Source organism: Brachybacterium sp. UMB0905, from assembly GCF_002871795.1.
GTDB lineage: Bacteria > Actinomycetota > Actinomycetes > Actinomycetales > Dermabacteraceae > Brachybacterium.
Genome location: NZ_PNHL01000002.1, coordinates 133,475 through 159,154, shown reverse-complemented (window position 1 = coordinate 159,154; position 25,680 = coordinate 133,475). Strand labels below are relative to the sequence as shown.

The window sequence follows — 25,680 nt, the reverse complement described above, 5'->3', positions numbered from 1 at the left end:
CCCCCACCGATGACCGTGCCCTCTCGGCTTCTGGACACTGAAATGAGCTGCCGTGACCACCACTGATCACATCCCCTCCCCCGCCCCGCAGGGCACCCCCGGAGGGCCCGATGCTTCCGCTGCACCCATCACCTCCGATGCCTGCTGCGCTGCCACTGGCGAGCATCATCACGGATACATCTCCGATAAGTCCCGCTACCTCGCCCGGCTGAAGCGCATCGAGGGGCAGGCCCGGGGGCTGCATCGCATGGTCGATGAGGAGAAGTACTGCATCGACATCCTCACGCAGATCAGCGCGCTCAAGAGCGCCCTGGACTCGGTGGCGATGGGCTTGCTGGATGATCACCTGCAGCATTGCGTGCTCGATGCCGCCCGCTCCGGCGGGGATGCCGGCGAGGAGAAGCTCAAGGAAGCCTCCGCGGCGATCGCGCGGCTGGTCCGTTCCTGAAGGCCACGTCGGGCCGGACGGCAGCTCCCCCGCAGCGGGCGGGGACTAGAGTCGTGCGCGTCCCGTACCGTCTGGAGGAACCACTGCCGATGTCTGCCACCCCGTTGATCGCCCAGTCCGTCGTCGCCGGATATCCCGGCCAGAGGGTCCTGGAGGGCATCGACCTGGAGATCACCCCGGGGATGGCGCCGCTGGGGCTGCTGGGCGAGTCCGGGTCCGGCAAGACCACCCTGGTGGACGTGCTCGCCGGGGCGATCCGGCCGAGCGCCGGACAGGTGACCTGGCGGGGGCGCAACGTTTCGCGCATCCGCGGCCGGGACAAGAAGGACTTCCGCGCTGCCGTCCGCTTCGTCTCCCAGTACGAGATGACGATCCTGGACCCGCGCGAGACCGTCGCGAACCGTCTGGACCGTGCCGCAAAGGAGGCGCGCAAGGGCGGGCGCACCCATGGCATCTCTGCCGCGGACATGCTGGCCTCGGTGGGGCTCGGACCGCAGTACCTGACGCGCACGATGCGCACTCTCTCCGGTGGGGAGACGCAGCGGGTGGCTCTGGCGACGGCGCTCGCCACCCGTCCGGAAATTCTGGTGCTCGACGAGCCGCTGACCGCCGTGGACCCCAACACGCGCGCTGAGCTCGCCGCAGGGCTGCGTGCCACCATCGAACGTCTGGGCATCGGCGTGCTGCTCGCCTCCCATGATCTGGAGCTGCTGCAGCGCCTATGCCCGCAGATCGCCTACCTGGGGCAGGGAAGAATTCTCGCCCGCGGCACCCTGGGCGAGGTGCTCTCGCACACCGAACATGAGCAGATCCGCGATCTGGCGATCGCGAACCCGCTCGCGGTGCAGCGCTTCCGCTGAGCGCAGTCTCGCGCCGGACGCACAGCCGTCGGCGCTGCTGCTGTCCGGCCTGCTCGTCGTGGTTCTCGCGGTCACAGCGACCGTTCTGCTGACACGCGAGGGCCGCCCAGACTCCGCCACCGCACCTATCTCGGCCGCGCCCGCAGCGCTCATGGACGCCGACGGCATGACGCTCACGGAGCTGGAGGCCTTCAGCACCGAGACCCCGGTGCGCAAGGAGCTCCAGGCCGAATGCATCGCCTGGGCCGTCATGGCCCAGCAGAGCGGTGACTACGCGCCGACCCCTCACGATGGGACAGGCGCGGCGGGCATGACATATACCGGCAGTCCCTACCACGGCAGCGGCGAAGCACTGCGTCGCTGGGCGCTGCGCGGCTGGTACAGCGAGGGCGATCTGTCCCGGTGCAACACCTTCGCCGCCCCCGAGGACACGGTGCTCTGAGCCCGTCGCACGTGAAAGCCCCCGCCGGATATCCGACGGGGGCTTTCTCACGGGTGCGCCATCAGGGATTCGAACCCCGGACCCGCTGATTAAGAGTCAGCTGCTCTAACCAACTGAGCTAATGGCGCCAACGGAGAAGAACTTTACCGCGCCCCGGAGCGCTGTCCAACTCGATTCCGCGTTCTGTGAGCGAGCGAACAGGCAAGGGTGCAGGTCGCGTGCGGTGCCGGGGGTGATGCGGTGACGGCCTGCCCAGGACGGCCTATCCAGCAGGTGTGATGTGATCGCCTAGACTCGGTCCGTCCAGCGTCGTCGACGCGGAAGGGTTCGGCCCGACCGCTGCAGGAGGTCAGCGTGAGGATCGCGGTCACCGGTGCCACCGGGGTGCTCGGCCAGGAGGCGGTGGAGGCGCTGGTCGCTGTCGGCCACGAGGTCACCGGGATCACGCGTCGCGACTCCGGGATCCCGATCGTCGAAGGCCGCGGGGGGCGGGCCATCGTCGCCGATGTGTTCTCCCGTACCGACCTCACCCGCACCTTCCGCGGCCATGACGTGGTGATCAACACTCTCGCGCATGTGCCTGTCGGTATGGCGGGGCTGCGTCCGCTGGCCTGGCGGGAGGATGACCGGTTGCATCTGGAAGCCTCGGTCGCGGTCGCGGAGGCCGCCGCGCAGGCGGGTGCCCGCAAGCTCATCCAGGAGTCCACCGTGTACCTGTACGGCGACAACGGCTCGGACTGGATCGGCGAGGACCAGCCGCTGTCGGTGCGCAACCAGGCCTTCCGCCCGCGCGTGCGGGAGATGCGGGCGGCCGTGGACTTCGCGACCTCTGGGCGCAGCGCCGTGATCCTGCGTCTGGGGCAGCTGTTCGGCCGCGATCGGCACACCACCCATGGGCTGAAGGCCGTGCGCAATGGGGACCCGCTGCTGCTGGGCAGACCGGAGCAGTACATCACCCTGCTGCACCACTCGGATGCCGGGCGCGCCTTCGTGGCGGCGCTGCGGGCGGACTCCGGGTTCTACAACGTGGGCGGGGAGCCGATCACCAAGAAGCGGTGGGCGAAGGACCTCGGTATGGAAGCCGGAGCCGATGCGCCGGCGAAGTTCTACCCGGAGATCACCCAGGCTCTCGTGGGTACGCGTCTGGACACCCAGCGCCGCTCTCTGCGGGTCTCCTCGGTGCGGTTCATGTCCGAGACCGGGTGGCGGCCGACGGTGGGCCCCTCCACCCCTGGCTGGTCGCGCCGCTGAAGAGGTGTCGGCGGCGACGCTCTGTCCTCGCCGCAGTGCCGCAGGACGCCTGCGATACCGCAGGGAGCCGCGATGCTGCAGCGCTCGGCCCCGAGCCCGGCGCGCAGTCCCGGTCGTGGAACGAGGATGGCTCATCGATCGGGGATACTCGAGGGATGAGCCGCTCCCCCGTCGACCCTGTCCCGCTCGCCGATGACGCCCGGTGCCCCTGCGGCACCGGCGAGGTGCTGGGCTCCTGCTGCGCGCCGGTACTGCGCGGTCAGCGCCGCGCTGCCACCGCCGAGGCGCTTATGCGCTCGCGGTACACCGCCTTCGCCGTGGGCGATATCGACCACGTGATGGCGTCATGGCATCCGAGCACGCGACCGCTGCGCTCGGCGCTCGAAGAATCCCTCGGGGAGGAGTCCCGCTGGCTGCGCCTGGAGGTGCATCGCACCGAGCAGGGCGGGCCCTTCGACGACGACGGGGTGGTGGAGTTCACCGCCCATGGCAAGCGCGAGGGCGGTCGCTTCCGCCTGCACGAGGTCAGCCGGTTCACGCGCGAGGACGGGGTGTGGCGCTACCTGGACGGGACGGTTCAGCGCGACGGGCGGTGATCCGCCCCGAGAGCCATCTCCGAAGACCGCACAGACGACGGCGCCGATCACCCGGCAGGGTGATCGGCGCCGTGTCGTATCCGCGCCGGGCGGTCAGTTCTTCTTCTGGGCCTTGCGGCGCTCCTGGAGACGCTCCGCCGCACGCTGGGCGGATGCCTCCTCGGGATCCTCGCGACGGCCTGACAGGGCGACGGCTGCCGCGATGCCCGCGCCGATCAGCACCACGCCGATGACGCCGCCCGCGATCGCGACCGGGAGCGCGGGGGTCTTGCCGTCATCGGCGGCCGAAAAATCCTTGATGGAACCGACCAGCTCGTTCTTCCAGCGGGTGACGGCGTTCTTGGGGTTCACGCGGTCCAGGAGCTCGTCGATGTCCGCGGCGAGGTTGTCTTGACGGCGGTAGGCCTCATCGCGCATCTCGTCCAGGCTCTTCTTATCGGCCACTGGTTCCTCCGGTTCGGCTGGGGCTCGTTCTCGTGCGGGCGGCGCCGGGGCGCTGCACGACGATCGTGCTGATCGTATCGTGACGCGGCAGGCGGTGGATTCTTTAGGCGCCGGTGCGGGCCAGGAAGTCCTCGGCGCCTCCCACGAGCTCCACATGGCCGGTCTCGACGTCGGCGGTGGCCATGCGCACGATCTCGGCGGCGAACTCCTCTACGGAGTACAGCTTCCCGGCGGCCTCGCGGCGGGCCTCGAGTGCTCCGGGACGTGCCCGGTCCAGGAGCGTCGCGGTGACGGTGCCCTCGATCATGTCCGCGGAGACCACCACGAAGCTCACGCCCTTCGCGCTCATCTCTTTGATCCGCGCGGTCAGGGCGTTCTCCCCGGCCCGCTTGGACCGGGCGACCTGCTCGTACTCCGGCATGGTCTCGACGTCGTCGATGAAGTGGGCCTGGTGGCTGGTGACGAACACGACGCGTCCGCCGTTGGTCATCCGCGCGAGCCCAGCGGTCAGCGCGTCGCTTTGTGCATCCCGGTTCAGCCGCATCGCGTAGTCCTCGCCGAGGTCCTTCTCCATCCCGCCGGAGGCGTTCAGGACCAGCAGGTCCAGGCCCCCGAAGGTGTCCACGGCGGTGTCCATGAGCGTGGCGACGGCGTCGGCATCGGTGAGGTCGGCGCCGACGGCCACGGCCTGTCTGCCCTTCTCCTGGATGCCGGAGACCACCTTGTTCGCCCGCGGTGCCTTCTGTCGGTAGTTGACCACGACGTTCGCGCCCTGCTCGGCGAGCAGCGCGGCGGTGGCGGCTCCCACCCCGCGGGAGGAACCGGTGACGACGGCGGTCTTGCCAGCAAGGGCGCTCATGGGGACTCCTGACGGGATCGATGATGGTGGATCCAGCACGGGCGCCGGTGCGCGCGGGCGTGCGCTCGCGGATCCGCTCGGGCTGGTGGGCCCCGAGCCTACCGGAGCACTGCGTGCAGACCGCTAGGCTGGGCGGGCGCGCGAGTGGCGGAATTGGTAGACGCGCTGGATTTAGGTTCCAGTGCCTGAGGGCGTGAGGGTTCGAGTCCCTTCTCGCGCACGCTGGTCTCCCGCGGCACGCTGCCTCCGGACCACATGCCAGCACAGGCCACCGAGCATCACGGCACCGCACACCAGGAGGACGCTGGTGGTGGCCGCCTGGAACACCGCCATCACGAGGGAGCGGGCCACCGCGATGCCCACAGCCCATGCGGCGGCGGCAGCTGATCGCGCAGCGGCGCGGGCAGCGCGAAGGCGGGGTGGGCCAGGGTGTAGGGCACCGGGTCATGGAACCACAGGCCCGTCTGATCCCCGAGGACCTCGGCAGGCGCTGGGCCCGTATCCCCTGCCCGCCGCCATGCCGTATGACCAGGATCTCTCGAGCGCTCCCGGACGACGTGGGCGGCGTCACCCCGTACCCTGGGGCGTGACACCCTTCGCACCGGTCACGACGATCTCGGGAGGTTTCCATGACGCTGTTCGGCCTGGTCCGTCACGGACAGACCGAGTACAACCGGCAGCATCTCTTCCAGGGGTCCTCCGACATCCCGCTGAACGAGACCGGGATCGCCCAGGCGCATGCAGCTCTGGACGGGCAGCCGACGGTGGACTGGGACGTCGTGGTCACCTCCCCCCTGCGGCGAGCCGAGCAGACCGGTCGGATCATCGCACAGGACCATTCCATCCCCTTCGGCGGCACTGATCCGCGCCTGGCGGAGATCGACTGGGGCGCCGCGGAGGGCCAGGACGTCACGGAGATGCAGGACCGCTATCCGGGCCGCTCCTTCCCCGGCCGGGAGGATCACCAGGCGGTGGCCGATCGCGGCGTCGACGCGCTGGAGTCGCTCGAGGAGCGCTACCCGGACCAGAAGGTCCTCGTGGTGGCGCATGGGACGCTGATCCGATTCATCCTCTCCGGAGTGATCCAGCGCCCGCTGCCCTCGCTTCCCAACGGCGCCCTGTCCCTGGTGGAGCTGACGGACCTGACCTGGCGGGTCTCTCTCATCGCGGGGCAGCCGGTGGAGCATGCCGTGACGCTGCCCAGCCGGGATCACCACCCCCGCTTCCGCCTCGATCCCAGCCACCTGACCCCGTCCACCGAGCATGGGCTCACCGGGGAGCTTCTGCGCCCTACCGACCCCGCGAGTGAGGAGACCTCCCGATGACACCCCGTACCGCCCTGGACACCGAGGGCGCCTGGTTCGAGCGCTCCCACATCTCTCAGCTGCGTCGGCAGCTGCCGATCTGCTACGTGGACGTGATCCCGGTGCGCACCGAGGTGGACGGCTCGATCGCGGAGGTGGGGCTGCTGCTGCGAGCCTCCGGAGAGGGGCAGATCGTGCGGGCGATCGTCTCCGGTCGCGTCATGGTCCACGAAACGCTGCGGGAGGCGATCTCGCGGCACGTGGAGAAGGATCTGGGGCCTATGGCGATGCCGCGCATCCCCGTCTCCCCCACTCCCTTCACGGTCGCCGAGTACTTCCCCACCCCGGGGCAATCCGCCTTCCACGATCCGCGCCAGCACGCCATCTCGCTGGTGTACATCGTGCCGATCGACGGGGAGAGCGCTCCGCAGGAGGATGCGCTCGAGCTGAGCTGGTACACGGTCGACGAGCTGCTGGGGGCCAATACCCCGCTCGATGAGATGGACGGTGGGCGCGATGCGCTGGTGCGCCGCGCCCTTGCCCACAGCGGACTGATCTGAGCCGAACTCAGGGCTGCGGGGACTGCGGGGGGAGCCGCCGGGCGATGTGCGCGGCGAGCGCCCGGAACGCCTTGCCGCGGTGGGAGATGGCGTCCTTCTCCTCGGGGCTCAGCTGCGCCGCGGAGCGCATCTCGCCGTCCGGCTGGAACAACGGGTCATAGCCGAAGCCGCCTTCGCCGCGCCGCTCGCGCAGGAGGATGCCGGGCATCTCCCCGCGCTCAACATGCTCGACCGGCTCAGCACCCGGCACCCCGCTGCGGGGGTCCACGAGCGCGGCGGCGCACACGAAGCGCGCTGCCCGGTGCGCATCGGGGACATCGGCGAGCTGGGCCAGCAGCAGGTCGTTGTTCGCGTCATCGTCGCCGTGTCGGCCGCTCCAGCGGGCGGAGAAGATCCCGGGCGCCCCGCCGAGCACATCGACAGCGAGTCCCGAGTCATCGGCGACCGCGAGCAGACCGGTGGCGCGGGCGGCAGCGCGGGCTTTCAGCAGGGCGTTGCCCTCGAAGGTCACCGCGTCCTCCACCACCTCCGGCAGGTCGATGCCGGCGGCGGAGATCACCTGCTCAGCGTGAAGGCCCGGCACCGCGGCGGTGAGGATCCGCTGCAGCTCCCGCAGTTTCTTGAGGTTGGCGCTGGCGAGGATCACCCGGGCGGCAGGCGGCAGGGCGGGCATGCCGGGGCTGCTCATCGCTGCTCGGCGAGGACGTCGCGCTGGATGGCGGCGAGCTGCTCGCAGCCGGCGGTCGCGAGGTCCAGCAGGGCCCCCAGCTCAGCGCGATCGAAGGGCGCGCCCTCGGCGGTGCCCTGCACCTCCACGAAGGCCCCCGAGCCGGTGACCACGACGTTCATGTCGGTGTCGGCGTCGACGTCCTCGCGGTATTCGAGGTCCAGCAGCGGACGGCCGTCGACGATGCCGACGCTGATGGCGCTGACCGAATCGGTCAGCACGGTCTTCGCGGCGGGGATGGAGCTGTGGCGCTTGCCCCAGCTGATCGCATCGGCGAGCGCCACGTAGGCGCCGGTGATGGCGGCGGTGCGGGTGCCGCCGTCGGCCTGGAGCACGTCGCAGTCCAACTGGATGGTGTTCTCTCCGAGCGCTTCCATGTCCACGACGGCGCGCAGGGAGCGGCCGATCAGCCGGGAGATTTCGTGGGTGCGTCCGCCGATCTTGCCCTTGACGGATTCGCGCGGGGAGCGGGTGCTGGTGGCGCGCGGCAGCATCGCGTACTCGGCGGTGACCCAGCCGGTGCCGGAGCCGGTCTTCCAGCGCGGCACGCCCTCTGTGAAGCTCGCGGTGCACAGCACGCGGGTGCGCCCGAATTCGATGAGCGCGCTGCCCTCGGCCTGGTCCTGCCAGCCGCGGGTGATACGCACCTCGCGCAGCTGGTCGGGGGTGCGGCCGTCCACGCGGTCGCCGGCGGGGGTGGGGGCGCTCGAGGTCATGGAGATCCTTCCGGGAATGGTGCGGAAACCTGCGGGGAGGTCAGGGATGCACGTGCAGGATATCCATCGGCCGTACCAGGGTGATCGGGCCGGTGTACTGCTCGCGGGCTTCCGCGAGCGGGATCTGCGGGTCGGTCCAGGCCGGCACATGAGTGAGCGCGAGCTGCTTCACACCCGCGCGCTGGGCGCACTCGCCGGCGCGCTTGCCGGTCAGGTGCACGCCGGTGAAGTGGTCGTCGCGCCCTTCGATGTAGCCGGCCTCGCACAGGAACAGGTCCGCGTCGGCGGCGAGCTCATCCAGGGCGGGGCATTCATCGGAGTCCCCGGAGTACACGAGGGTGGAGGTGCCGTCGGTGATGCGGAATCCGTAGGCCTCCACGGGGTGGATCACCAGGCGGGGTTCGAAGCTCAGGGGGCCGATGGTGAACCGCTCGGCGTCAGCGAGCACGTGGTGCTCGAAGGGTGCGCAGCTCACGCCGTCGGGGATGATGCCGTTGCGGCCCAGCACGGCGGCGATCCGGTCCGGCAGCTCGGCGGGGGCGTGGATCGGCAACGTGCCCAGGTCGTCGCGCTCGTGGTAGGCCCAAAACACCTCCAGGCCCGTGACGTCCAGGTAGTGGTCCGGGTGCAGGTGGGAGATGATCACGGCATCGAGATCCGCGGGGTCCAGCACACGCTGCAACGGGCCGAAGGCGCCGGATCCGAGATCCAACAGGATGCGCCAGGTGCGGCCGGAGGCGTCCTCATGCTCCAGCAGGTAGCTGGAGGCGGCGCCATCGGGGCCGGCGAAGCTGCCGCAGCAGCCGATCACGGTGATCCTCATCAGTCGATGCTCCTCGCGGACGTCGCAGTCCGCTGCCGGGGACGGGTCATGGGGTGTTCACCACGGGGAGAGTGCCGGTCATGGTCACCAGCGGCCCGAGGAAACGCTGAGACAGGCGCGGGAAATCCGCTCCGGCCGCGCCGGTGCCGGTCTGGGCGAAGACGTGGCGGGGCGCCGCAGGGGTCTCGCGCAGCTGGTCGGTCTCGCGCAGCTGCCGGTAGACGTCCAGGGCGGTCTCCTCCGCGGAGGAGACGAGAGTGACGTCCGGTCCCAGGATGTAGCTGATGGGCCCGGCGAGCAGCGGGTAGTGGGTGCAGCCGAGCACCACGGTGTCCACCCCGGCCTCCCGCACGGGGGCGAGGTAGCCCTCGGCGATGGCCTGGACCTCGGGCCCGCTGACCACGCCGCGTTCGACGAACTCGACGAAGCGGGGGCAGGCGCGGGAGGTGAGCGTCAGATCCGGGGCAGCGGCGAAGGCGTCCTCATAGGCGCGGGAGGTGATGGTGCCCTCGGTGGCGATGACGCCCACGCGGCGGTTGCGGGTGGCGGCTACGGCGCGGCGCACCGCCGGCTGGATCACCTCGATGACGGGCACGTCGTAGCGTTCCCGGGCGTCTCGCAGCACGGCCGCCGATGCCGTGTTACAGGCGATGACCAGCATCTTCACACCCCGGGCCACGAGGTCGTCCATGATCGTGAGGGCCAGGGCACGCACGTCGGCGATGGGCCGCGGGCCGTAGGGACCGTGCGCGGTGTCGCCGATGTAGATCAGCTCCTCGTGGGGCAGCTGATCCAGCACGGCGCGGGCCACGGTCAGGCCGCCCACCCCGGAGTCGAAGATCCCGATCGGCGCATTGTTCATCCCCAGCAGGCTAGTTCGCCGCCCTGACCGGGGCAGTGATGGCTCGCTCAGTGCGGGCGGATTCACAGTGGTCGCGCCGGGAGATGAGCATGGACAGCGCGGCGTGTGCGCCGGATCCACGCGCCCGATGGGACGGGCGCTTGCTCGAGGCTGCCTGTCGGGGCGCCCGCTCAGTCCAGGGCGCGCAGGAGGCTCTCCTGCAGCCAGGACAGCAGCTCGTAGACGGCGATCACGACATCGGATCCGACGTGCTCGTCGTCCTCCAGGGCGCTGCCCTCGACGCGTTCACCAATCTGCTGCAGCATGCGCACGGTGTCGAAGTCGCCATCGCGCTGCAGACCCAGGCGATCCGCCAGGACGATCCGCACATCGTTGAGGGCGCGCAGCAGCTGCAGCGCCTGGTCATCGTCGACGCTGACCTCGGAGGGGCCGGGGCCGGTGGCGTCGAGGATCCGGATCACCGCGCGCAGGTCCGCGAGCTTCCCGTCGGCCAGATCCTGTTGACCCAGGCGCCGGTATTCGGCGGCGGCCTCAGGGTCGGCCGAGGCGTCGGGGAACAGGCGTTTGATCGCGGTGTCGGACGGGGTGCGGGGCTCGCGGCCGGCGAACTCCGCCTCCAGGCGGCGCAGCGGGTCCTCGCTCTGGGCGGCGCGAGCCAGAGCTTCCGCGGACTCCCCCAGGCCGAGGTCTGCGCGGATCAGGTCGGCGGTCTCCTGGGCGACCTGGGCGATGATCGCTTTCTCCTCCCCGTCCAGGCGGCAGGTGAGGGAGCCGTCGGGCCGACGCCGGAATGCGTAGGCCATCAGTCCTCTTCCCCGGCGCGTTCTATCGTCGCGTGCAGACCGTAGGAGTGCATGGCGGTGACGTCGTTCTCCATCTGCTCGCGGGAGCCGCGGGAGACGATCGCCCGCCCTTCTTCGTGGACCTGCAGCATCAGCTGTTCCGCCACCAGACGGGAGTAGCCGAAGTGGCGGCGGAACACGAAGGCCACGTAGCTCATGAGATTCACCGGGTCGTTCCACACCACGGTGCGCCAAGGCCCGCGGGTGTCCGTGTCCACGAGTGTGGCACCGCCCGGACGCGTCTCGGTCCCGGTTCCGCCGAAGGGCGGCGAGTCATGCATTGCGCGTCCTCCTTCTGGCTCCGGTTCGGCGGGCTGCTGGTCCGTTCGCGCCCGCACGGACACGATGCCCGTGAAGTCTACGGGGCGCGCCGGTGCTTCTCGCTGCTCGCCACGCACTACCGTGGGGCTCGTGACCTCCTCCCTGCTCACGGACCTCTACGAGCTGACGATGCTGGAAGCCGCCCTCGAAGCGGGTACCGCGGATCGCCGCTGCGTGTTCGAGGTCTTCACCCGTTCCCTGCCCGAAGGCCGCCGCTACGGCGTGGTGGCCGGCACCGCGCGCGTGCTCGATGCGATCACGGATTTCCGTTTCGATGAGAAGGACCTGCGGTATCTGCGCCGCACCGGCCTGCTGAAGGAGTCCACCCTCGACCATCTCGCCCAGTACCGCTTCACCGGGGATGTGCACGGCTACGCGGAGGGCGAGCTGTTCTTCCCCGGCTCGCCGGTGCTGCGCGTGGAGGACACCTTCGCGGGCGCGGTGATGCTCGAGACCGTGGTGCTGTCGATGCTGAACCATGACTCCGGGGTGGCGTCGGCCGGTTCACGCATGGTCACGGCGGCGCGGGGCCGGCCGTGCATCGAGATGGGCGGGCGGCGCGTGCATGAGGATGCGGCGATCGCCGCGGCCCGGTCCGCGTACCTGGTGGGCTTCGCCTCCACCTCGAACCTCGCCGCCGGAGCCCATTACGGGATCCCCGTGGCGGGCACTGCCGCGCATGCCTTCACCCTGCTGTTCGACACGGAGGCCGATGCCTTCCGCGCCCAGATCACCTCCCAGGGTGCGGACACCACGGTGCTGGTGGACACCTATGACGTGGAGCAGGCGGTGCGCACCGCGGTGGATATCGCGGGGCCCGAGCTCGGGGCGGTACGGCTGGATTCGGGGGATCTGCTGGAGCAGGCGCCACGGCTGCGCACGCTGCTGGACTCCCTGGGGGCGACATCCACCCGCATCACCGCCACCGGTGATCTGGATGAGTACAAGGTCGAACAGCTCGCACAGGTTCCGCTGGACGGCTACGGCATCGGCACCAAGCTGGTGACCGGCGGCGGGCATCCCGCTCCCGGGTTCGTGTACAAGCTGGTAGAGCGCGAGGGGGCCGACGGGCAGATGCATCCGGTGGCCAAGAAATCCACCGGCAAGTCGACTCTGGGCGCAGCGAAGGCGGCATACCGCCTGCTGGTGGGTGGGCAGGCTCGCGCTGAGCTGGTGCTACCGGGCCCGGATGAGGTCGCCGAGTTCGAGCGAGAGCTCACCCGTGAGCTGACCCGTGCCGATGCGAGCCCCGAGTGGGCGCGCACCTCACTGCGTCCACTGCAGGTGCCGCTGATTGAGGCCGGTGAGCCGGTGGGGCCGACGCGGCCGCGCGAACGGCTGGCCGAGGCTCGGCACCGGCATGCGGAATCGGTCGCGGAGCTGGGGATCGCCGCCGACGCTGGTCCGGACGGCCCGGTGGCGATCCCGACCCTCACCGACGGGACGCAGGCGGCGCGGGCGCTGGACTGAGGCGCGGCGCCGCCTGCGTCGCCACGGCCACGGCCCCCTCAGGACCCGCTGCGCGGCACCTCACCGTCGGCCGACGAACCAACCGCGCACGATGTCGATGCGGTCCTGGATCTGCTCTGCACTGGCCTGCGCGACAGCTGGGCCGCCGCTGCGTCGGCGCAGGGTGTTGTGCACCGAGCCGTGTGGGGTGCCGGACTTCTTCGCCCACGCCGAGACGAGGGAGCTGAGCTCCTTGCGCAGGTCCATGAGGCGGCGGTGGTCCACCACGCCGGGCACGACGGGGCTGCCGGCGTTCCCGGAGCGGCGCTTGCGCTCCTGCTGCTGGGCCTGCTGCTGCTGGAGCACCACGCGCATCTGCTCCGGATCCAGCAGCCCGGGGATGCCGAGGAACTCCTGTTCGTCCTCGCTGCCGACCATGCCGCCGGTGCCGTACTCGCCGCCGTCGAACAGCACCCGGTCGAAGGACGCCTCGGATTCGAGCGCCTCGAAGCTCATCTCCAGCTGATCGGAGGCGCGCTCCGTGCGGTTCGCCTGCTCGATGAGGGATTCATCGAGCCCGGTCTCTGCATCGCCCTGGGCGGGGCGGCGGTCCAGCACGTGGTCGCGCTCGGCCTCGAGCGCCGCCGCGTGCGCGAGGAGAATGGGGACGGTGGGCAGGAACACGCTGGCGGTCTCCCCGCGGGTGCGAGAGCGCACGAAACGCCCCACCGCCTGGGCGAAGAACATCGGGGTGGAGGTCGATGTGGCGTAGACCCCGACGGCGAGCCGTGGCACGTCCACGCCTTCGGACACCATGCGCACCGCCACCATCCAGCGGTCCATCGAGGCGGAGAACTCCTCGATGCGCTGGCCGGCACCGGCGTCGTCGGACAGCACCACCGTCGGCTCCTCACCGGTGATATCCCGCAGGGTCGCGGCGTAGGCGCGCGCAGCCTTCTGGTCGGTGGCGATCACGAGTCCCCCGGCGTCCGGGACATGACGGCGCACCTCGGTCAGGCGCCGATCGGCGGCGGCGAGCACCGCCTGGATCCACTCCCCCGCCGGATCTAAGGCGGTGCGCCAGGCCTGCTGGGTGATGTCCTTGGTCTCATGGGCGCCCAGCTGCGCGGAGACCTCGTCGCCAGCTTTGGTGCGCCAGTGCATTCGCCCGGAGTAGGTCATGAACAGCACCGGACGCACCACGTGATCGGCGAGCGCCTGCCCATAGCCGTAGGTGTAGTCCGCCTTCGAGCGCAGGAAGCCCTCGCCGTCCTGTTCGTAGGTGACAAAGGGGATCTGCGCATCGTCGGAGCGGAACGGCGTCCCCGTCAGCGACAGCCGCCGGGTCGCGGGATCGAAGGCGTCTCGCACACCGTCGCCCCAGGTAAGGGCGTCACCGGCATGGTGGATCTCATCGAGGATCACGAGGGTGCGGTCAGCTTCCGTGCGGGCTCGGTGCAGGGCGGGGTGCATGCCCACCTGCGCGTAGGTGATCGCGACGCCCTGATAGTGACCGCCGTGACGGCCCTGGGCGTTGGTGAAGTTCGGATCCAGGGAGATGCCCACGCGGGCGGCGGCATCGGCCCACTGGGTCTTCAGATGCTCGGTGGGGGCGACGACGGTGACGCGGCGGACGGTCCCTTCGGCCAGCAGCCCGGCGGCAACCTGCAGCGCGAAGGTGGTCTTGCCGGCGCCGGGCGTCGCGACAGCCAGGAAGTCCCGCGGTGCGGTGCTGCGATACAGCTCGAGGGCCTCGGCCTGCCAGGCACGCAGCTTGGGGACGGTGCCCCAGGCGGCGCGTTCGGGGTAGGCGACGGGCAGCGACCTGGCCGCTGCCTCGGAGGGGCGCTGCGGGTCGCTGGAGGAGAACAAGGAGGGAGTACTCACGGCGGGGCCCACCGTACCGCTGCGCCGAGCGGATCTGGGGCTGCGGCGCGGTGTGAGGAAATCGCCGGGTGTGTCGCGCTGTGCGTCTGTCGAGAGCGCCCTCAGCGCCGACCGAAGAAGCCGCGGAAGCCGCCGCCCTTGTTCTTGCCACCGCCGGAGCCGTCCCCGCCGTCATTGGGCTCGCGCATGCCCTCGTAGATCTCCTTGCACTCGGGGCACACCGGGTACTTGTCGGGGTCACGGCCGGGCACCCACACCTTCCCGCACAGGGCGATCACGGGGGTGCCGGACAGGGCGGCCTGGGTGATCTTGTCCTTGCGGACGTAGTGCGCGAACCGGTCGTGGTCACCGTCATCGGTGATCTGCTCACGCTCGGCGACCTTACGGTCCAGCACCGCGGTGGGCGCGGCACCGGGATCATCGCTATAGGGGTCCATGCGGGACGGGTCGGACGTGGAGGACATGGCACTCTCCTGGGGTCGATGCGCTGCTGGAGGAAGCCTAGCGGCCCTGCCTCCCGGGTGTCGGTGGCCCCGGATGGGACGATGCAGGGCATGGATCGCACCCAGCTTCCCAACCGCCCAGCCCCGGAGAAGGGCGCGGACCGGTCGGGGATCGCCGCCCTGCTGCCCCGCCATGTGCCCGATGAGATCGCCCGGGATGGCGGGGCGCTCTCGTGGCGGGCGGGGGCGCTGGTCCTCGCGCTGCTGGTGAATCTGGCGTTCTACCTGCCGGCTCTGCCGCAGGATCTGCCCGGCAGCGCAACCCCGGGGATCGACAAGCTCGTGCATGTGGTGGTGTTCGCGCTGACGGTCTGGGCTGCTGGTCGCCTGCTGGCGCCGCGGCGCCGCTTCCCCATCGGCTGGGTGGTGCTCGTCGCGCTCGCGCATGCAGTGCTCATCGAGCTGGTGCAGATCATGCTGCCCGGGCGCTCCGGCGAGCTGCTGGATGTGCTCGCCGACGTCGTCGGCATCGCCCTGGGCGTCGTGGCCTGGGCAGTGGAGCGCACGCTGCGCCGGGCGGCTCGGGAGCGCGAGCTGCCGGACCAACCGCTCTGATCCCGCCGTCCCCGCCGGCCCTGTCCTCGATTCAGCACCGTGGACCCCGATTCAGCGTCATGGACCCCGATCAGCATCATGGAGGAGACCAGCCCGATGCCCCGCCCCGCCATCCCGCAGGACCTCACCGAGCTCATCGGCTCACTCACCGCCGCTGCCCGCACCGCCGGCCCTCCCGGCCCCGCCCCGGACCCGCACAGTGCAGCGCCCCGGGAGGCCTCCGTCGGTGCCGCCGCGGCGATCGAGGGACCGGATGCTCCAGCGGCCACCGCTGTCTCCGGCACTACCGCTCTGTTCGCCGCTGACGGGTCGGTGCTGCCCGAAGACGCGCCTGCGGTGGAGCCGGTCACCGAGCGCACCCTGTTCGACCTCGCCTCGGTCACGAAGATCCTCACCGCCCTCACGGCGGCGACGCTCATCGACGACGGGATGCTCGATGTCCACCAGCCGGTCCGCGAGCTGATGCCCGCACCGCACCCGGACATGACCGTGCACCACCTGCTGACCCACACCTCGGGGCTGCCCCCGGTGATGCCGCTGTGGCGGATGCCCGGCGGCCGCGAAGCCCGGCTGGATGCCGTGCGCAGGGCCACCCTGGATCACGCACCAGGTGAGGCCCACGCCTATTCGTGCATCGGCTTCATCCTGCTGGGGGCGCTCATGGAAGCCCTCACCGACACCCCGCTGCCGGAGCTCGCGCGGCGGCGAGTGCTGGATCCGGCCGGCGCCACCGGGGTCACGTGGACACCGGATACCGCAGACGCAGCCCATGCCGCCGCGACCGAGCATCAGGAGGATCCGCCTCGCGGTCTGGTGCGTGGCAGCACCCACGATGAGACCGCCTGGTCGCTCGGTGGGGCGGGCAATGCCGGGGCGTTCGCGACCCTGCCTGGCGCGCTCGCCATCGGCCGAATCCTCGCGGGCCGCGCGCCCGGGCCGCGCCTGTCCCCTGCCGTGCGGGAGCTGCTGACCGCCGATCAGCTGCCCGGCGGTCCGGTGACCGATGCGCCCTGGCGGCAGGGGCTCGGTCTACGCATCGGCCAGGAGACCGCGCCCGGGCGCCTCGCTGAGCATGTGGTGGGGCATCCGGGGTTCACCGGCACCTCGATCCACGCCGATCCGCGCACCGGCACCGTCGCGGTGCTGCTGACCAATCGGGTGCACCCGTACCGCAGCTGGTTCAAGGTCGAGGCGGCCCGACGAGACCTCGCTCGCCTGGCTTTCGCCTGAGCAGCTGGCACCATCGCGCGGACCCGCGAGGCTCCGTCGCTCGGGCCCGCGAGGCTCCGTTCGACAGCCCCGCGAGGCTCCGTCAGCCTCAGCCGTCGTAGCGGATTTCGTCGGCGTTGATCGCCTGGATCGCCCCGGTGATCGTGTCCACCGTCCCGGCTTCCTCGCGCGCCACCTGTTCCACGGCGCTCGCCACGGCGGTGGTGACCTTCTCGTTGAAGACGCTGGGGACGATGTAGGTGGGGTTGAGCTCCTCGGGCGTCACCACGTCGGACAGTGCGCGCGCTGCGGCCAGCAGCATCCGGTCGCTGACGTGGGAGGCGCGGGCATCCAGCAGCCCCCGGAACACGCCGGGGAAGGCCAGCACATTGTTGATCTGGTTGGCGAAGTCAGAGCGGCCGGTGGCCACAACCTCCGCGTGCTTCACTGCCTCGGCGGGATCGATCTCCGGGGTGGGGTTGGCCATTGCGAACACAATCGACCGCTCGGCCATGGTCTCCACATCCGCGGCGGAGAGGATGTTCCCAGCGCTGACGCCGATGAAGACATCCGCCCCTGCGACGGCGTCGCGCAGGGTGCCGGTGAGGCCGCGGGGGTTGGTGATCTCGGCGATCCAGGGCAGGCGACCGGACAGGCCCGGCCGGTTCTCGTGCACGATGCCGTCGATGTCGGTGACCACGATGTCGCGGGCCCCGGCCGCACGCAGCAGGCGCAGGATCGCCGTGCCCGCCGCGCCGGCGCCCGACAGGACGATGCGGGCGGTCTCGATCTGCTTGCCCACCACGCGCAGGGCGTTGCGCAGCGCCGCGACGACCACGATCGCGGTGCCGTGCTGGTCGTCATGGAAGACCGGGATGTCCAGCTCCTCGCGCAGGCGATCCTCGATCTCGAAGCAGCGCGGGGCGGAGATGTCCTCAAGGTTGATGCCGGCGAAGACCGGGGCGATCGCCTTGACGTGCGCGACGATGTCCTCCACCGAGTGGGCGTCCAGGCAGATGGGGAACGCGTCGATGTCTGCGAAGCGCTTGAACAGGGCGGCCTTGCCCTCCATGACGGGCATCGCTGCGAGCGGCCCCAGGTCCCCCAGGCCCAGGATCGCGGTGCCATCGGTGACCACGGCGACGGTGTTGCGCTTGATGGTCAGGCGCCGGGCGTCCTCGGGGTTGTCGGCGATAGCCCTCACGACGCGGGCCACGCCCGGGGTGTAGACCATCGAGAGGTCATCGCGGTGGCGGATCGGCACCTTCGGCTCAACCTTCAGCTTGCCGCCGAGGTGGGCGAGGAAGGTGCGGTCGGAGACCTTGCCGAGCTCGACGCCTTCGAAGCTCTTGAGGTCCTCGACGACCTCCATCGCGTGGTCGTGGCCGGCGGTCAGGACGGTGATGTCCGCCCGCATGCGCTCCGGACCGGAGGCGGAGACGTCCAGTGCCGTGACGGTGGCCCCGTGGCTCTCGATATGGGAGGTGATGTCGCTGACGGTCGCCGAGCGGGCGGCGAACTCGAGGCGGATGGTGATGGAGTAGCTCACGGATGGCATCGGTGACATGGGGCACAGCGTAGCCATCGGCGCGAAGGGCTCGCCGCGTTTCCCCGCCCCGTTATCGAGGTGTTGTCCGCCTCACGAGACATATGACAGCGCCGACGCGGTTCCGCCCGAGGCGGAGCGCGCCGGCGCTGGCGGGACAGGAATCAGCCGGTGAACGGGTCCACATCGGGGGCGTAGCGGTCCCAGATGATCTGCGCGGCGCCCATCTGCTGCCCGTAGCGTTCGGGGTGGGCGGAACGCTGGACGGCCTGCGCGGCGGCACCCGGATCCCACTCCTTGTAGTAGGGCTGCAGCTGCAGCAGACCCGGGTTCGAGGTGTGCGGGCCCAGGCCCAGGAACGCGTCGATCGCGAGCTTCTTGTGGCGCACCTGCTCATAGCTGCCCCAGCTCATGGAGGGGCGCTGCTGGAACAGGCCACCGGAATCGTGGTCCACGGCCGGCTCATAGTTGTACAGCCAGGACTCCACGATCGCGGTGGCGAGCGTGATCTTCGTGCCCTCGATGCCGAAGCCATGGCCGGCGCAGCGGGCGATGATGAACTTCGCGTTCTCCACCTGCCAGTCGGTCATGGCGTTGACGTCGAAGCCCTCGACCGTCTCAGGGCGGGTCATGAACTCCTCGGTCCACACCTCACCGGCGGCGCGGGCGGGGGCGAGAGAGGCGGCGGTGGTCAGCCCCGCGGCGCCGAAGGCGCTGGCGAGGAGGAGGCCACGGCGGGAGACGGACGGGGTGCGGGCCGAAAGTACGCGGTGCGTGGGCATGGGTTCCTCATGGCAGGGGACGATGGTCGGGGCCCGGGGAAGGGGGCGCGTGCCACCGTAATCAGGGCCGACGGAGCTGTGGATGGCACTTTCGTGCCACCTCCCGGGGCGTCCGCCGCGCTCTTGACCAGGGCATGACGCGCTCGGATGCAGTGGGTCGTAAGCGGTGTGCGGCATCGGCCCCGGTCAGCTGTCGCCTGCCCGGCACAGCGGGATATGGGGTGGCACTTTCGAGGGGCTCGGCCAGAGGTGCCATGCAAAAATCTGCCCAATCCCGCGCTGTCCACCCGCTGGACAGCCCTGACGCCCTGCCTGCGGTCCCGGGCCCAGACTGCACCGCTTCAGGCGGTCAGCGCGGCGATGGCCTTGCGGATCCGGGTGTCGGAGACGGTCTGCGCGGTGCCGAGGGTCTGGGCGAACAGGCTCACCCGCAGCTCCTCCAGCTTCCAGTCGATCGCTTGGGCATCCGCCTCCGCGCGGCGCCGCGGCGAGAGCTTCGCGCGCACGCTCGCCCAGTACTGCTCGAGATCCGCAACCTCCCAGGCGAGCCGCTCATCGCGCTGCGGGTTCTCCGGCAGCTTCTGCAGGCGCAGCCGGTCTGCCTCGAGGTAGCGCGGCAGATCCCCCAGATGCTCCACGCCCACGCGGGAGATGAATCCCTCTCCCAGCAGTGATGCCGCATGCTCCCGGATCTGGGTGAGGTGGGAGAGGATCGCAAGCGACGTAGAGCGGGAGAGCTCCTTGTGCAGCTTTGCGTTGACGGCGAGCGCGGCCGCAGCGTCCTTCACAGCCTGCGCCGCGACCTCGTCGTGCCGCTCCCGCACGCTGGCCAGCAGGGCGTCGTAGTCCGCGCGGGTGCGCACCTGCGCGTCCCCGGCCAGGTGCACGGTCGCGGCGCGGGAGGCATCGGCCAGCAGCGCGGCGGTGGAGGAGTAATCAGAGCCGGCCACGGCGAGCTTGGTGGGATTCGGCAGGGCCTGCAGCACCCGCCCGAGGTCCGCCCCGAGGTCTCGGTCCAGCAGGGCGATCACGCCCTCGCGGTGGGCGAGATGCTGCTCATCCGCGGTGGCGAGCACGGCAAGGTCCACCCGCTCCAGCTGACCGTCCTTCCCGCGGCGGGCCACGAGTGCCGGATACCCGGTGACCTTCAGCCCTCCGACCCGGGACTCATGCACCCTTGGCACACCCTGCTCGGGGAAGCCGGGCAGGTCACGACGCGTGAGGTCCTCCGCCTGGGAGGTGACCGAGGCGTCCACCCGCTGCTTGAGCCTGCCCTTGAGTGCTTCGAGGTCATCGCCGGCGCCGACCTGGCGGCCCTTCCCGTCCACCACCCGGAAGTGCATGCGCAGGTGGGCGGGCAGTTTCGCGAGGTCGAACTCGGGGCCGTACAGCGGCAGGTCATCGGGTACACCCGGGAGGGCCACGAGTTCATCGGCCACGGCCTCGAGGAACGGTTCACCGCCGTCGGGATCTTCATCGTGGAGGGTGGCGGCGACGGCCTTGGCGCGCTCGGGGGCGGGGACGAGGTGGCGTCGGATCGGTTTGGGCAGGGAGCGGATCAGCTCGGTGATCAGCTCCTCGCGCATGCCAGGCACCAGCCAGTCGAAGCCGCGCGGCGAAAGGCGGTTCAGCACCGCGAGCGGCACCGTGGCCGTCACACCCTCACGGCCCTGCGCGCCGATGTCCCCGAAGGAGTAGGCGAGCGGCAACGTGATGTCCCCCTGCACCCAGGTGTCGGGGAAATCAGCCGCGATCTGGGCTGCGACTCCCTCATCGGCCGCCATGAGGTCCTGCTCAGTCAGGGTGAGCAGATCCGGGGTCTGGTGCCGCTGCTTCTTCCACCAAGAATCGAAGTGGCGGGCGGAGACGACCTTGTGGGGGATGCGCTCGTCATAGAAGGAGAACAGCTGGTCATCGGAGATCAGCAGGTCACGCCGACGGGTCTTGGCCTCGAGCTCCTGCAGCTGCTCGATGAGGGCGCGGTTGTCGCGGAAGAAGTGGTGGCGGGTGCGCCAGTCCCCCTCGACGAGGGCATGCTGGAGGAAGATGTCGCGGGCCGTCTCGGGGTCCACGCGCCCGTAGCCCACCACGCGGTCGGCGACGATCGGCACGCCGTACAGGGTGACCTTTTCATGCGCCATGGCGGAGGCGCGTTTAGAGGACCAGTGCGGCGCGGAGTAGGAGCGCCTGACCACATGGGCGCCGATCTCCTCCGCCCAGGCCGGGTCGATGAGGGCGGCGACGCGGCCCCACAGTCGGGAGGTCTCCACGAGCTCAGCGACCATCACATAGTCGGGACGCTTCTTGGCGAGGGCGGAACCGGGCCAGAGGGCGAAGCGGGCGCCGCGCGCTCCGGCGTATTCGCGGTGGCGCTCTTCGTACAGGCCGACGTGGCTGAGCAGTCCGGCCAGCAGTGCCTGGTGGATCGCCTGTGGGGAGGCGGGCGTGTCATTCGCGGACAGCCCCACGTCCCCCGCCATCTCCCGCAGCTGCGCATGCAGATCCCACCACTCGCGGATCCGCAGGTAGTGCAGGTATTCGGAGCGGACCTCGCGGCGGAACGCGGAGGAGGAGAGGTCCTTGCGGCGCTGCTGGAGGTGGGTCCACAGGTTCCACAGGGTGATGAAGTCGCTGGTGTCGTCCTCGAACCGCTTGTGCTTCTCCTTGGCCTGCTGCTCCTGGCCGAGGGGCCGCTCGCGCGGATCCTGGATGGACAGGGCTGCGACGATGACGAGAACCTCCCTCAGGGCGCCGAGGCGGTCAGCCTCGATGAGCATCCGGGCCATGCGCGGGTCCAGGGGAAAGCGGGCCAGGGTGCGGCCCACGCGGGTCAGCCGCCGCCCGCCGGGCTCATCGGGGGCGTTCTCGATGGCGCCGAGCTCATCGAGCAGCCGCACCCCGTCGGTGATGGCGCGGGAGGCCGGGGGTTCGACGAAGGGGAAGGACTCCACGTCCCCGAGCCCCAGCGAGGTCATCAGCAGCACCACGGAGGCGAGCGAGGTGCGTAGGATCTCCGGTTCGGTGAACTCGGGGCGGGAGGCGAAGTCTTCCTCGGAATAGAGGCGGATCGCGATACCGGGGGCGAGGCGTCCGGAACGGCCCGAGCGCTGGTTCGCGCTGGCCTGGGAGATCGGCTCGATCGGCAGACGCTGCACCTTGGTGCGCTGGGAGTAGCGGGAGATGCGCGCGAGCCCGGAGTCGATGACGTAGGTGATGCCGGGGACGGTCAGGGAGGTCTCGGCCACGTTGGTGGACAGGATGATCCGACGGTAGGTGCCGGCTTTGGGCGGGGAGAAGATCTTCTGCTGGTCCTGGGCGGAGAGGCGGCCGAACAGCGGCAGCACTTCCACCGGCAGGGCGCTGCGCCCGCGGGTGCCGCGGCTGAGGTGCGCGGTGAGCGCATCGGAGATCTCGCGGATTTCCCGTTCGCCGGGCAGGAACACGAGCATGTCGCCGGGGCCTTCGGCGGCGAGTTCGTCGACGGCGTCAGTGATGGCCTGGGTGAGGTCGCGTTCGATCGAGTGGATGTTCTCGAGCTCATCGTCCTCGTCCACCTCTGGTTCGAGCACGAGCGGCCGGTAGCGGATCTCGACGGGATAGGTGCGGCCGGAGACCTCGATGATCGGGGCGGGGCGCTCCTCGCCGGAGGGCAGGCGGGTGGCGAAGTGCTGGGCGAAGCGCTCGGGGTCGATCGTGGCGGAGGTGATGACCACCTTGAGGTCGGGGCGCTGCTGCAGGATCTGTTTGAGGTAGCCGAGGATCACGTCGATGTTCAGGGACCGCTCGTGGGCCTCGTCGATGATGATCGCGTCGTAGCGCTTCAGGAGGCGGTCACGGCCGATCTCGGCGAGCAGGATGCCGTCGGTCATGAGCTTCAGCCGGGTGCCGCGGGAGGTCTCGCGGGTGAAACGCACCTGGTAGCCGACGGTCCCCTCCCCCAGCTTCTCGCCGAGCTCGGAGGCGATGCGGGAGGCGACGGAGCGGGCCGCGATGCGCCGCGGCTGCGTGTGGCCGATGAGCTTCCCGCCGCGACCGAACCCCAGCTCGAGCAGCATCTTGGGGATCTGCGTGGTCTTGCCGGAACCGGTGGCGCCGGCGATGACGACGACCTGATTCTCGCGCAGTGCTTCGAGGATCTCCTCACGATGCTCGGAGACCGGCAGGTCCATGGGGTAGGTGATGCGCGGGGGGCCGGGGCTGGTGGCCTCGGCGCCCGCGGCGGGGTCCGGGGCGGTGGGGGGCGTGGTCATGGCGGGCCCATGGTACGTGGGGCCGCGGGCGGCGTCGCGGGGTTATCCGCCGAGGGCGGCGGCGAACCGCGCAGCGTCGGTGAGACCCTCGCGAGGTCCCACTGAGCCCCCTCTCCCCCACCCACCTGGGCAACGTCGGGCAAGAATGGGGGGCACAAGGCGCCGGGTAGCTACCGTGACCCGCAGAGTTGGATCCCACGCGCAGGGTTGGATCCCACGCGGCACCTTGCGAGACCGCGAGCAGCAGCGGGGAGCCCCCGCCCACCACGGATCCGAGGAGGACGACGATGCAGCAGCAGCCACCCCTGTCCAGCAGGGTGAAGGACATCATTGAGGTGGATGGCCTGCGGTTCCGCGACCTCGACGGCGACGGCCAGCTCACGCCATATGAGGACTGGCGTCTCTCCCCCGCCGAGCGCGCCGCAGACCTGGTAGCGCGCATGTCACCGCAGGAGAAGATTGGCCTGATGGTCATCACCTCGCGGCCGATGGGTATCTCTCAGCACGACAAGACTCTCACCAGCCATGACGGCGCCCTGGATGAGCAGTACCTGCCGGTGAAGGTCGACCCGCACACGAGTGCCCGCCTACCTTTCGAAGGCACCAGCGAGATGATCGAGGACCTGCACATCCGGCACTTCATCATGCGCGAAGAGCCCACCGGCGCACGGATTGCCACCTGGGTCAATGCGATGAACGAGGTGGCTGAGGGCACCCGCTGGGGGATTCCCGTGATCGTGGCGGCGAACTCGAAGAATGAGGCGGGCGGCTTCAAGATGGGCGGCACTGCGGAGGATCAGCCGTTCACGCAGTGGCCGGGCACCCTCGGGCTCGCAGCGACTGGCTCGCTCGAGGTCATCGAATCCTTTGCGGCGCATTCGCGCGCAGAATGGCGCGGCACCGGGCTGCGCAAGGGCTACATGTACATGGCCGATGTGCTCACCGACCCGCGCTGGTTCCGCGGCCAGGGCACCCTCGGTGAGGACCCGCAGTTCGTGGCCGATGCGATCGGTACGCTGGTGCGCGGGTTCCAGGGGGCCGACGGGCTCGAGCGGGACGGCGTCGCCCTGACGGTGAAGCATTTCCCCGGTGGCGGGTCCCGGGAGAACGGCACTGATCCGCATTACGCGGAGGGGCGTTTCAACATCTACCCCACGGCGGGGTCGCTCGAGAAGTACCACCTGCCGCCGTTCCAGGCGGCGATCGATGCGCGGGTCTCCTCGATCATGCCGTACTACGCGATCCCGTCGGCGGAGAAGTCCCATACCCCGCAGGGGCGGCTCACCGAGTTTGAGCAGGTGGGTTTCGGCTTCAACGCCGAGGTCCTGCGTCTGCTGCGTCAGATGGGGCACCGCGGCTACATCAACTCCGATTCCGGGGTGCTTTCGAAGATGGCCTGGGGCGTCGAAGAGCTCACCACCGCCGAGCGGGTGGGCAAGGGCGTCATGGCCGGCACCGACATGTTCGCCGACACCAACGACATCGCCTCGGTGCGGGAGGCCTACCTGCACGGGCACTTCACCGCCGAGCGCCTGGACGAGGCGGCGACGCTGCTGCTGACCGAACTGTTCGCGCTGGGGCTGTTCGAGGATCCGTACGTGGACGTCGAGGCCGCGGATCGCGTGGTGCAGAACCCTGAAGCCGTCGCCGCAGCGCAGGATGCGCACCGCCGCTCCGTGGTGCTCGCGAAGAACCACGACGACCTGCTGCCGCTTTCCCCGACCGCCCTGCAGGGCAAGCGGGTGTACCTGGAGCTGTTCGCCACCGGCACCACGGTGCGGCAGCTGGATGCGCTGCGTCGGCGCATCGCGGACGAGCACCCCGACATCGACTTCACCACCGACTACCGCGGCGCGGACGTCGCGATTGTGCTGCTACGCCCGTTCATCGGCTCCTACTTCGAGTACGTGGGCATCGGGGACCTGTCGATCGATGACCACTCCGATGTGGACATCGCGAAGGTCCGCGACATTCGCGAGCATGTGGACACCCTTGTGGTGGGGCTGAATGCGCTGTTCCCGTGGCTGTTGGACGGTGTGGAGCCACTCGCGGATGCGCTGCTGGTGGGCTTCGAGACGGACTACGGCGTGATGGTCGACGCGATCCTCGGCGAGTTCGCGCCGACGGGGAAGCTGCCGATCACCTTCCCGATCAGCGCCGCCGCGATCGCCGTCGACGAGCAGGGCCGCTGCGCCTCCCCCAATGACGTGCCCGGGTACGCGAAGGAGCAGCACATGGACGGGCGGCCCTACGTGTACGAGGACGCCAACGGGAACCGGTACCAGCTGGGGCACGGACTGACGTATGAGGTGCCCGCAACCGCGCAGTGAGGTACCCGCGACAGCGCAGTGAGAACAGTGACCCGGGCTCTCCCTGCGAACCGGACGTGAGTCCCCCGCGTCGCTGCTGTCGACGTGAGCGTGGACATGAAGAAGCCCCCTCCC

At 70.2% G+C, this 25,680-nt stretch carries 24 protein-coding genes and 2 tRNA genes; 12 read left to right on the top strand and 14 right to left on the bottom strand.

Annotation, left to right across the window (positions count from 1 at the left end; translation table 11 throughout):
• The first annotated feature begins 52 nt into the window (after window positions 1-52).
• The 3 genes from CJ197_RS02250 (at window position 53) to CJ197_RS15315 (ending at window position 1,750) form a co-directional block, all read left to right on the top strand.
• Window positions 53-448: a metal-sensitive transcriptional regulator gene (locus CJ197_RS02250; protein WP_369801460.1), complete on the top strand. Its 396-nt coding sequence runs from the start codon at window positions 53-55 to the stop codon at window positions 446-448.
• 89 nt (window positions 449-537) lie between these two features.
• A complete protein-coding gene (locus CJ197_RS02245; protein WP_102235133.1) occupies window positions 538-1,308 on the top strand; it encodes an ABC transporter ATP-binding protein in 771 nt (256 codons plus the stop codon).
• Window positions 1,250-1,750 (top strand): hypothetical protein, encoded by a 501-nt coding sequence (locus tag CJ197_RS15315; RefSeq protein WP_146007686.1) that lies wholly within the window; start codon window positions 1,250-1,252, stop codon window positions 1,748-1,750. The genes CJ197_RS02245 and CJ197_RS15315 overlap by 59 nt, the downstream gene beginning before the upstream one ends.
• A gap of 54 nt (window positions 1,751-1,804) precedes the next feature.
• On the opposite strand, the gene CJ197_RS02235 is transcribed toward CJ197_RS15315, so the two are convergent.
• Window positions 1,805-1,878, bottom strand: a tRNA-Lys gene (locus CJ197_RS02235).
• 226 nt (window positions 1,879-2,104) lie between these two features.
• Between CJ197_RS02235 and CJ197_RS02230 the strand changes: the two genes are divergently transcribed.
• Complete coding sequence (locus CJ197_RS02230) at window positions 2,105-3,001, top strand: NAD(P)-dependent oxidoreductase (RefSeq protein ID WP_102235131.1); 897 nt, start codon at window positions 2,105-2,107, stop codon at window positions 2,999-3,001.
• Between the two features lie 155 nt (window positions 3,002-3,156).
• On the top strand, window positions 3,157-3,597 hold the full coding sequence (locus CJ197_RS02225) for a YchJ family protein (protein ID WP_102235130.1): 441 nt from the start codon (window positions 3,157-3,159) through the stop codon (window positions 3,595-3,597).
• Between the two features lie 93 nt (window positions 3,598-3,690).
• Here the strand turns inward: CJ197_RS02225 and CJ197_RS02220 are convergent, their stop codons facing one another.
• Both CJ197_RS02220 and CJ197_RS02215 read right to left on the bottom strand, forming a co-directional pair.
• Window positions 3,691-4,041: a hypothetical protein gene (locus CJ197_RS02220; protein WP_233190600.1), complete on the bottom strand. Its 351-nt coding sequence runs from the start codon at window positions 4,039-4,041 to the stop codon at window positions 3,691-3,693.
• Window positions 4,042-4,144: 103 nt separating this feature from the next.
• The gene (locus CJ197_RS02215; RefSeq protein ID WP_102235129.1) at window positions 4,145-4,900 is read right to left on the bottom strand and encodes an SDR family oxidoreductase; all 756 of its coding nucleotides are present in this window, start codon (window positions 4,898-4,900) and stop codon (window positions 4,145-4,147) included.
• A gap of 138 nt (window positions 4,901-5,038) precedes the next feature.
• Between CJ197_RS02215 and CJ197_RS02210 the strand changes: the two genes are divergently transcribed.
• The 3 genes from CJ197_RS02210 to CJ197_RS02200 all read left to right on the top strand — a co-directional run bounded on the left by CJ197_RS02210 (window position 5,039) and on the right by CJ197_RS02200 (window position 6,764).
• Window positions 5,039-5,120 (top strand) — tRNA-Leu (locus tag CJ197_RS02210).
• A gap of 409 nt (window positions 5,121-5,529) precedes the next feature.
• Window positions 5,530-6,225, top strand: coding sequence for a histidine phosphatase family protein (locus CJ197_RS02205; RefSeq protein ID WP_102235128.1), 696 nt, complete (start codon window positions 5,530-5,532; stop codon window positions 6,223-6,225).
• Window positions 6,222-6,764, top strand: a complete 543-nt coding sequence (locus tag CJ197_RS02200) for a DUF4916 domain-containing protein (RefSeq protein WP_102235127.1) — start codon at window positions 6,222-6,224, stop codon at window positions 6,762-6,764. The genes CJ197_RS02205 and CJ197_RS02200 overlap by 4 nt, the downstream gene beginning before the upstream one ends.
• A 7-nt stretch (window positions 6,765-6,771) precedes the next feature.
• Here CJ197_RS02200 and rdgB read toward each other — a convergent pair whose 3' ends face one another.
• From rdgB to clpS, 6 genes are all read right to left on the bottom strand, one after another.
• Window positions 6,772-7,452, bottom strand: coding sequence for an RdgB/HAM1 family non-canonical purine NTP pyrophosphatase (rdgB, locus tag CJ197_RS02195; RefSeq protein ID WP_158239344.1), 681 nt, complete (start codon window positions 7,450-7,452; stop codon window positions 6,772-6,774).
• Window positions 7,449-8,207 carry a ribonuclease PH gene (rph, locus tag CJ197_RS02190; RefSeq protein WP_102235125.1) on the bottom strand — a complete coding sequence of 253 codons (759 nt, stop codon included), beginning with the start codon at window positions 8,205-8,207 and terminating at the stop codon, window positions 7,449-7,451. The genes rdgB and rph overlap by 4 nt, the downstream gene beginning before the upstream one ends.
• Window positions 8,208-8,247: 40 nt before the next feature.
• Window positions 8,248-9,030, bottom strand: coding sequence for an MBL fold metallo-hydrolase (locus CJ197_RS02185; protein WP_102235124.1), 783 nt, complete (start codon window positions 9,028-9,030; stop codon window positions 8,248-8,250).
• Between the two features lie 46 nt (window positions 9,031-9,076).
• Window positions 9,077-9,892 carry a glutamate racemase gene (gene murI / locus CJ197_RS02180; protein ID WP_102235123.1) on the bottom strand — a complete coding sequence of 272 codons (816 nt, stop codon included), beginning with the start codon at window positions 9,890-9,892 and terminating at the stop codon, window positions 9,077-9,079.
• A gap of 170 nt (window positions 9,893-10,062) precedes the next feature.
• On the bottom strand, window positions 10,063-10,695 hold the full coding sequence (locus tag CJ197_RS02175; protein ID WP_102235122.1) for a DUF2017 domain-containing protein: 633 nt from the start codon (window positions 10,693-10,695) through the stop codon (window positions 10,063-10,065).
• Window positions 10,695-11,015: an ATP-dependent Clp protease adapter ClpS gene (gene clpS / locus CJ197_RS02170; RefSeq protein WP_102235121.1), complete on the bottom strand. Its 321-nt coding sequence runs from the start codon at window positions 11,013-11,015 to the stop codon at window positions 10,695-10,697. The genes CJ197_RS02175 and clpS overlap by 1 nt, the downstream gene beginning before the upstream one ends.
• Before the next feature lie 130 nt (window positions 11,016-11,145).
• Here clpS and CJ197_RS02165 point away from each other — a divergent pair, with 130 nt between their 5' ends.
• Window positions 11,146-12,525 carry a nicotinate phosphoribosyltransferase gene (locus CJ197_RS02165; RefSeq protein ID WP_158239343.1) on the top strand — a complete coding sequence of 460 codons (1,380 nt, stop codon included), beginning with the start codon at window positions 11,146-11,148 and terminating at the stop codon, window positions 12,523-12,525.
• 60 nt (window positions 12,526-12,585) lie between these two features.
• On the opposite strand, the gene CJ197_RS02160 is transcribed toward CJ197_RS02165, so the two are convergent.
• Complete coding sequence (locus CJ197_RS02160) at window positions 12,586-14,376, bottom strand: DEAD/DEAH box helicase (RefSeq protein ID WP_233190619.1); 1,791 nt, start codon at window positions 14,374-14,376, stop codon at window positions 12,586-12,588.
• Window positions 14,377-14,492: 116 nt separating this feature from the next.
• On the bottom strand, window positions 14,493-14,855 hold the full coding sequence (locus CJ197_RS02155) for a DUF3039 domain-containing protein (protein ID WP_102235118.1): 363 nt from the start codon (window positions 14,853-14,855) through the stop codon (window positions 14,493-14,495).
• A 90-nt stretch (window positions 14,856-14,945) separates the two neighbouring features.
• Between CJ197_RS02155 and CJ197_RS02150 the strand changes: the two genes are divergently transcribed.
• Together CJ197_RS02150 and CJ197_RS02145 are read left to right on the top strand one after the other, a co-directional pair.
• On the top strand, window positions 14,946-15,449 hold the full coding sequence (locus CJ197_RS02150; RefSeq protein WP_102235265.1) for a VanZ family protein: 504 nt from the start codon (window positions 14,946-14,948) through the stop codon (window positions 15,447-15,449).
• 96 nt (window positions 15,450-15,545) lie between these two features.
• Window positions 15,546-16,679, top strand: coding sequence for a serine hydrolase (locus CJ197_RS02145; RefSeq protein WP_102235264.1), 1,134 nt, complete (start codon window positions 15,546-15,548; stop codon window positions 16,677-16,679).
• 88 nt (window positions 16,680-16,767) lie between these two features.
• Here the strand turns inward: CJ197_RS02145 and CJ197_RS02140 are convergent, their stop codons facing one another.
• The 3 genes from CJ197_RS02140 to hrpA all read right to left on the bottom strand — a co-directional run bounded on the left by CJ197_RS02140 (window position 16,768) and on the right by hrpA (window position 23,236).
• The gene (locus tag CJ197_RS02140; RefSeq protein WP_102235117.1) at window positions 16,768-18,225 is read right to left on the bottom strand and encodes an NAD-dependent malic enzyme; all 1,458 of its coding nucleotides are present in this window, start codon (window positions 18,223-18,225) and stop codon (window positions 16,768-16,770) included.
• Between the two features lie 143 nt (window positions 18,226-18,368).
• On the bottom strand, window positions 18,369-18,986 hold the full coding sequence (locus CJ197_RS02135) for a hypothetical protein (protein WP_233190599.1): 618 nt from the start codon (window positions 18,984-18,986) through the stop codon (window positions 18,369-18,371).
• 341 nt (window positions 18,987-19,327) lie between these two features.
• On the bottom strand, window positions 19,328-23,236 hold the full coding sequence (gene hrpA / locus CJ197_RS02130) for an ATP-dependent RNA helicase HrpA (RefSeq protein ID WP_102235116.1): 3,909 nt from the start codon (window positions 23,234-23,236) through the stop codon (window positions 19,328-19,330).
• Between the two features lie 287 nt (window positions 23,237-23,523).
• On the opposite strand from hrpA, the gene CJ197_RS02125 reads away from it, so the two are divergent.
• Window positions 23,524-25,566, top strand: coding sequence for a glycoside hydrolase family 3 N-terminal domain-containing protein (locus tag CJ197_RS02125; RefSeq protein ID WP_102235115.1), 2,043 nt, complete (start codon window positions 23,524-23,526; stop codon window positions 25,564-25,566).
• Window positions 25,567-25,680: the final 114 nt, after the last annotated feature.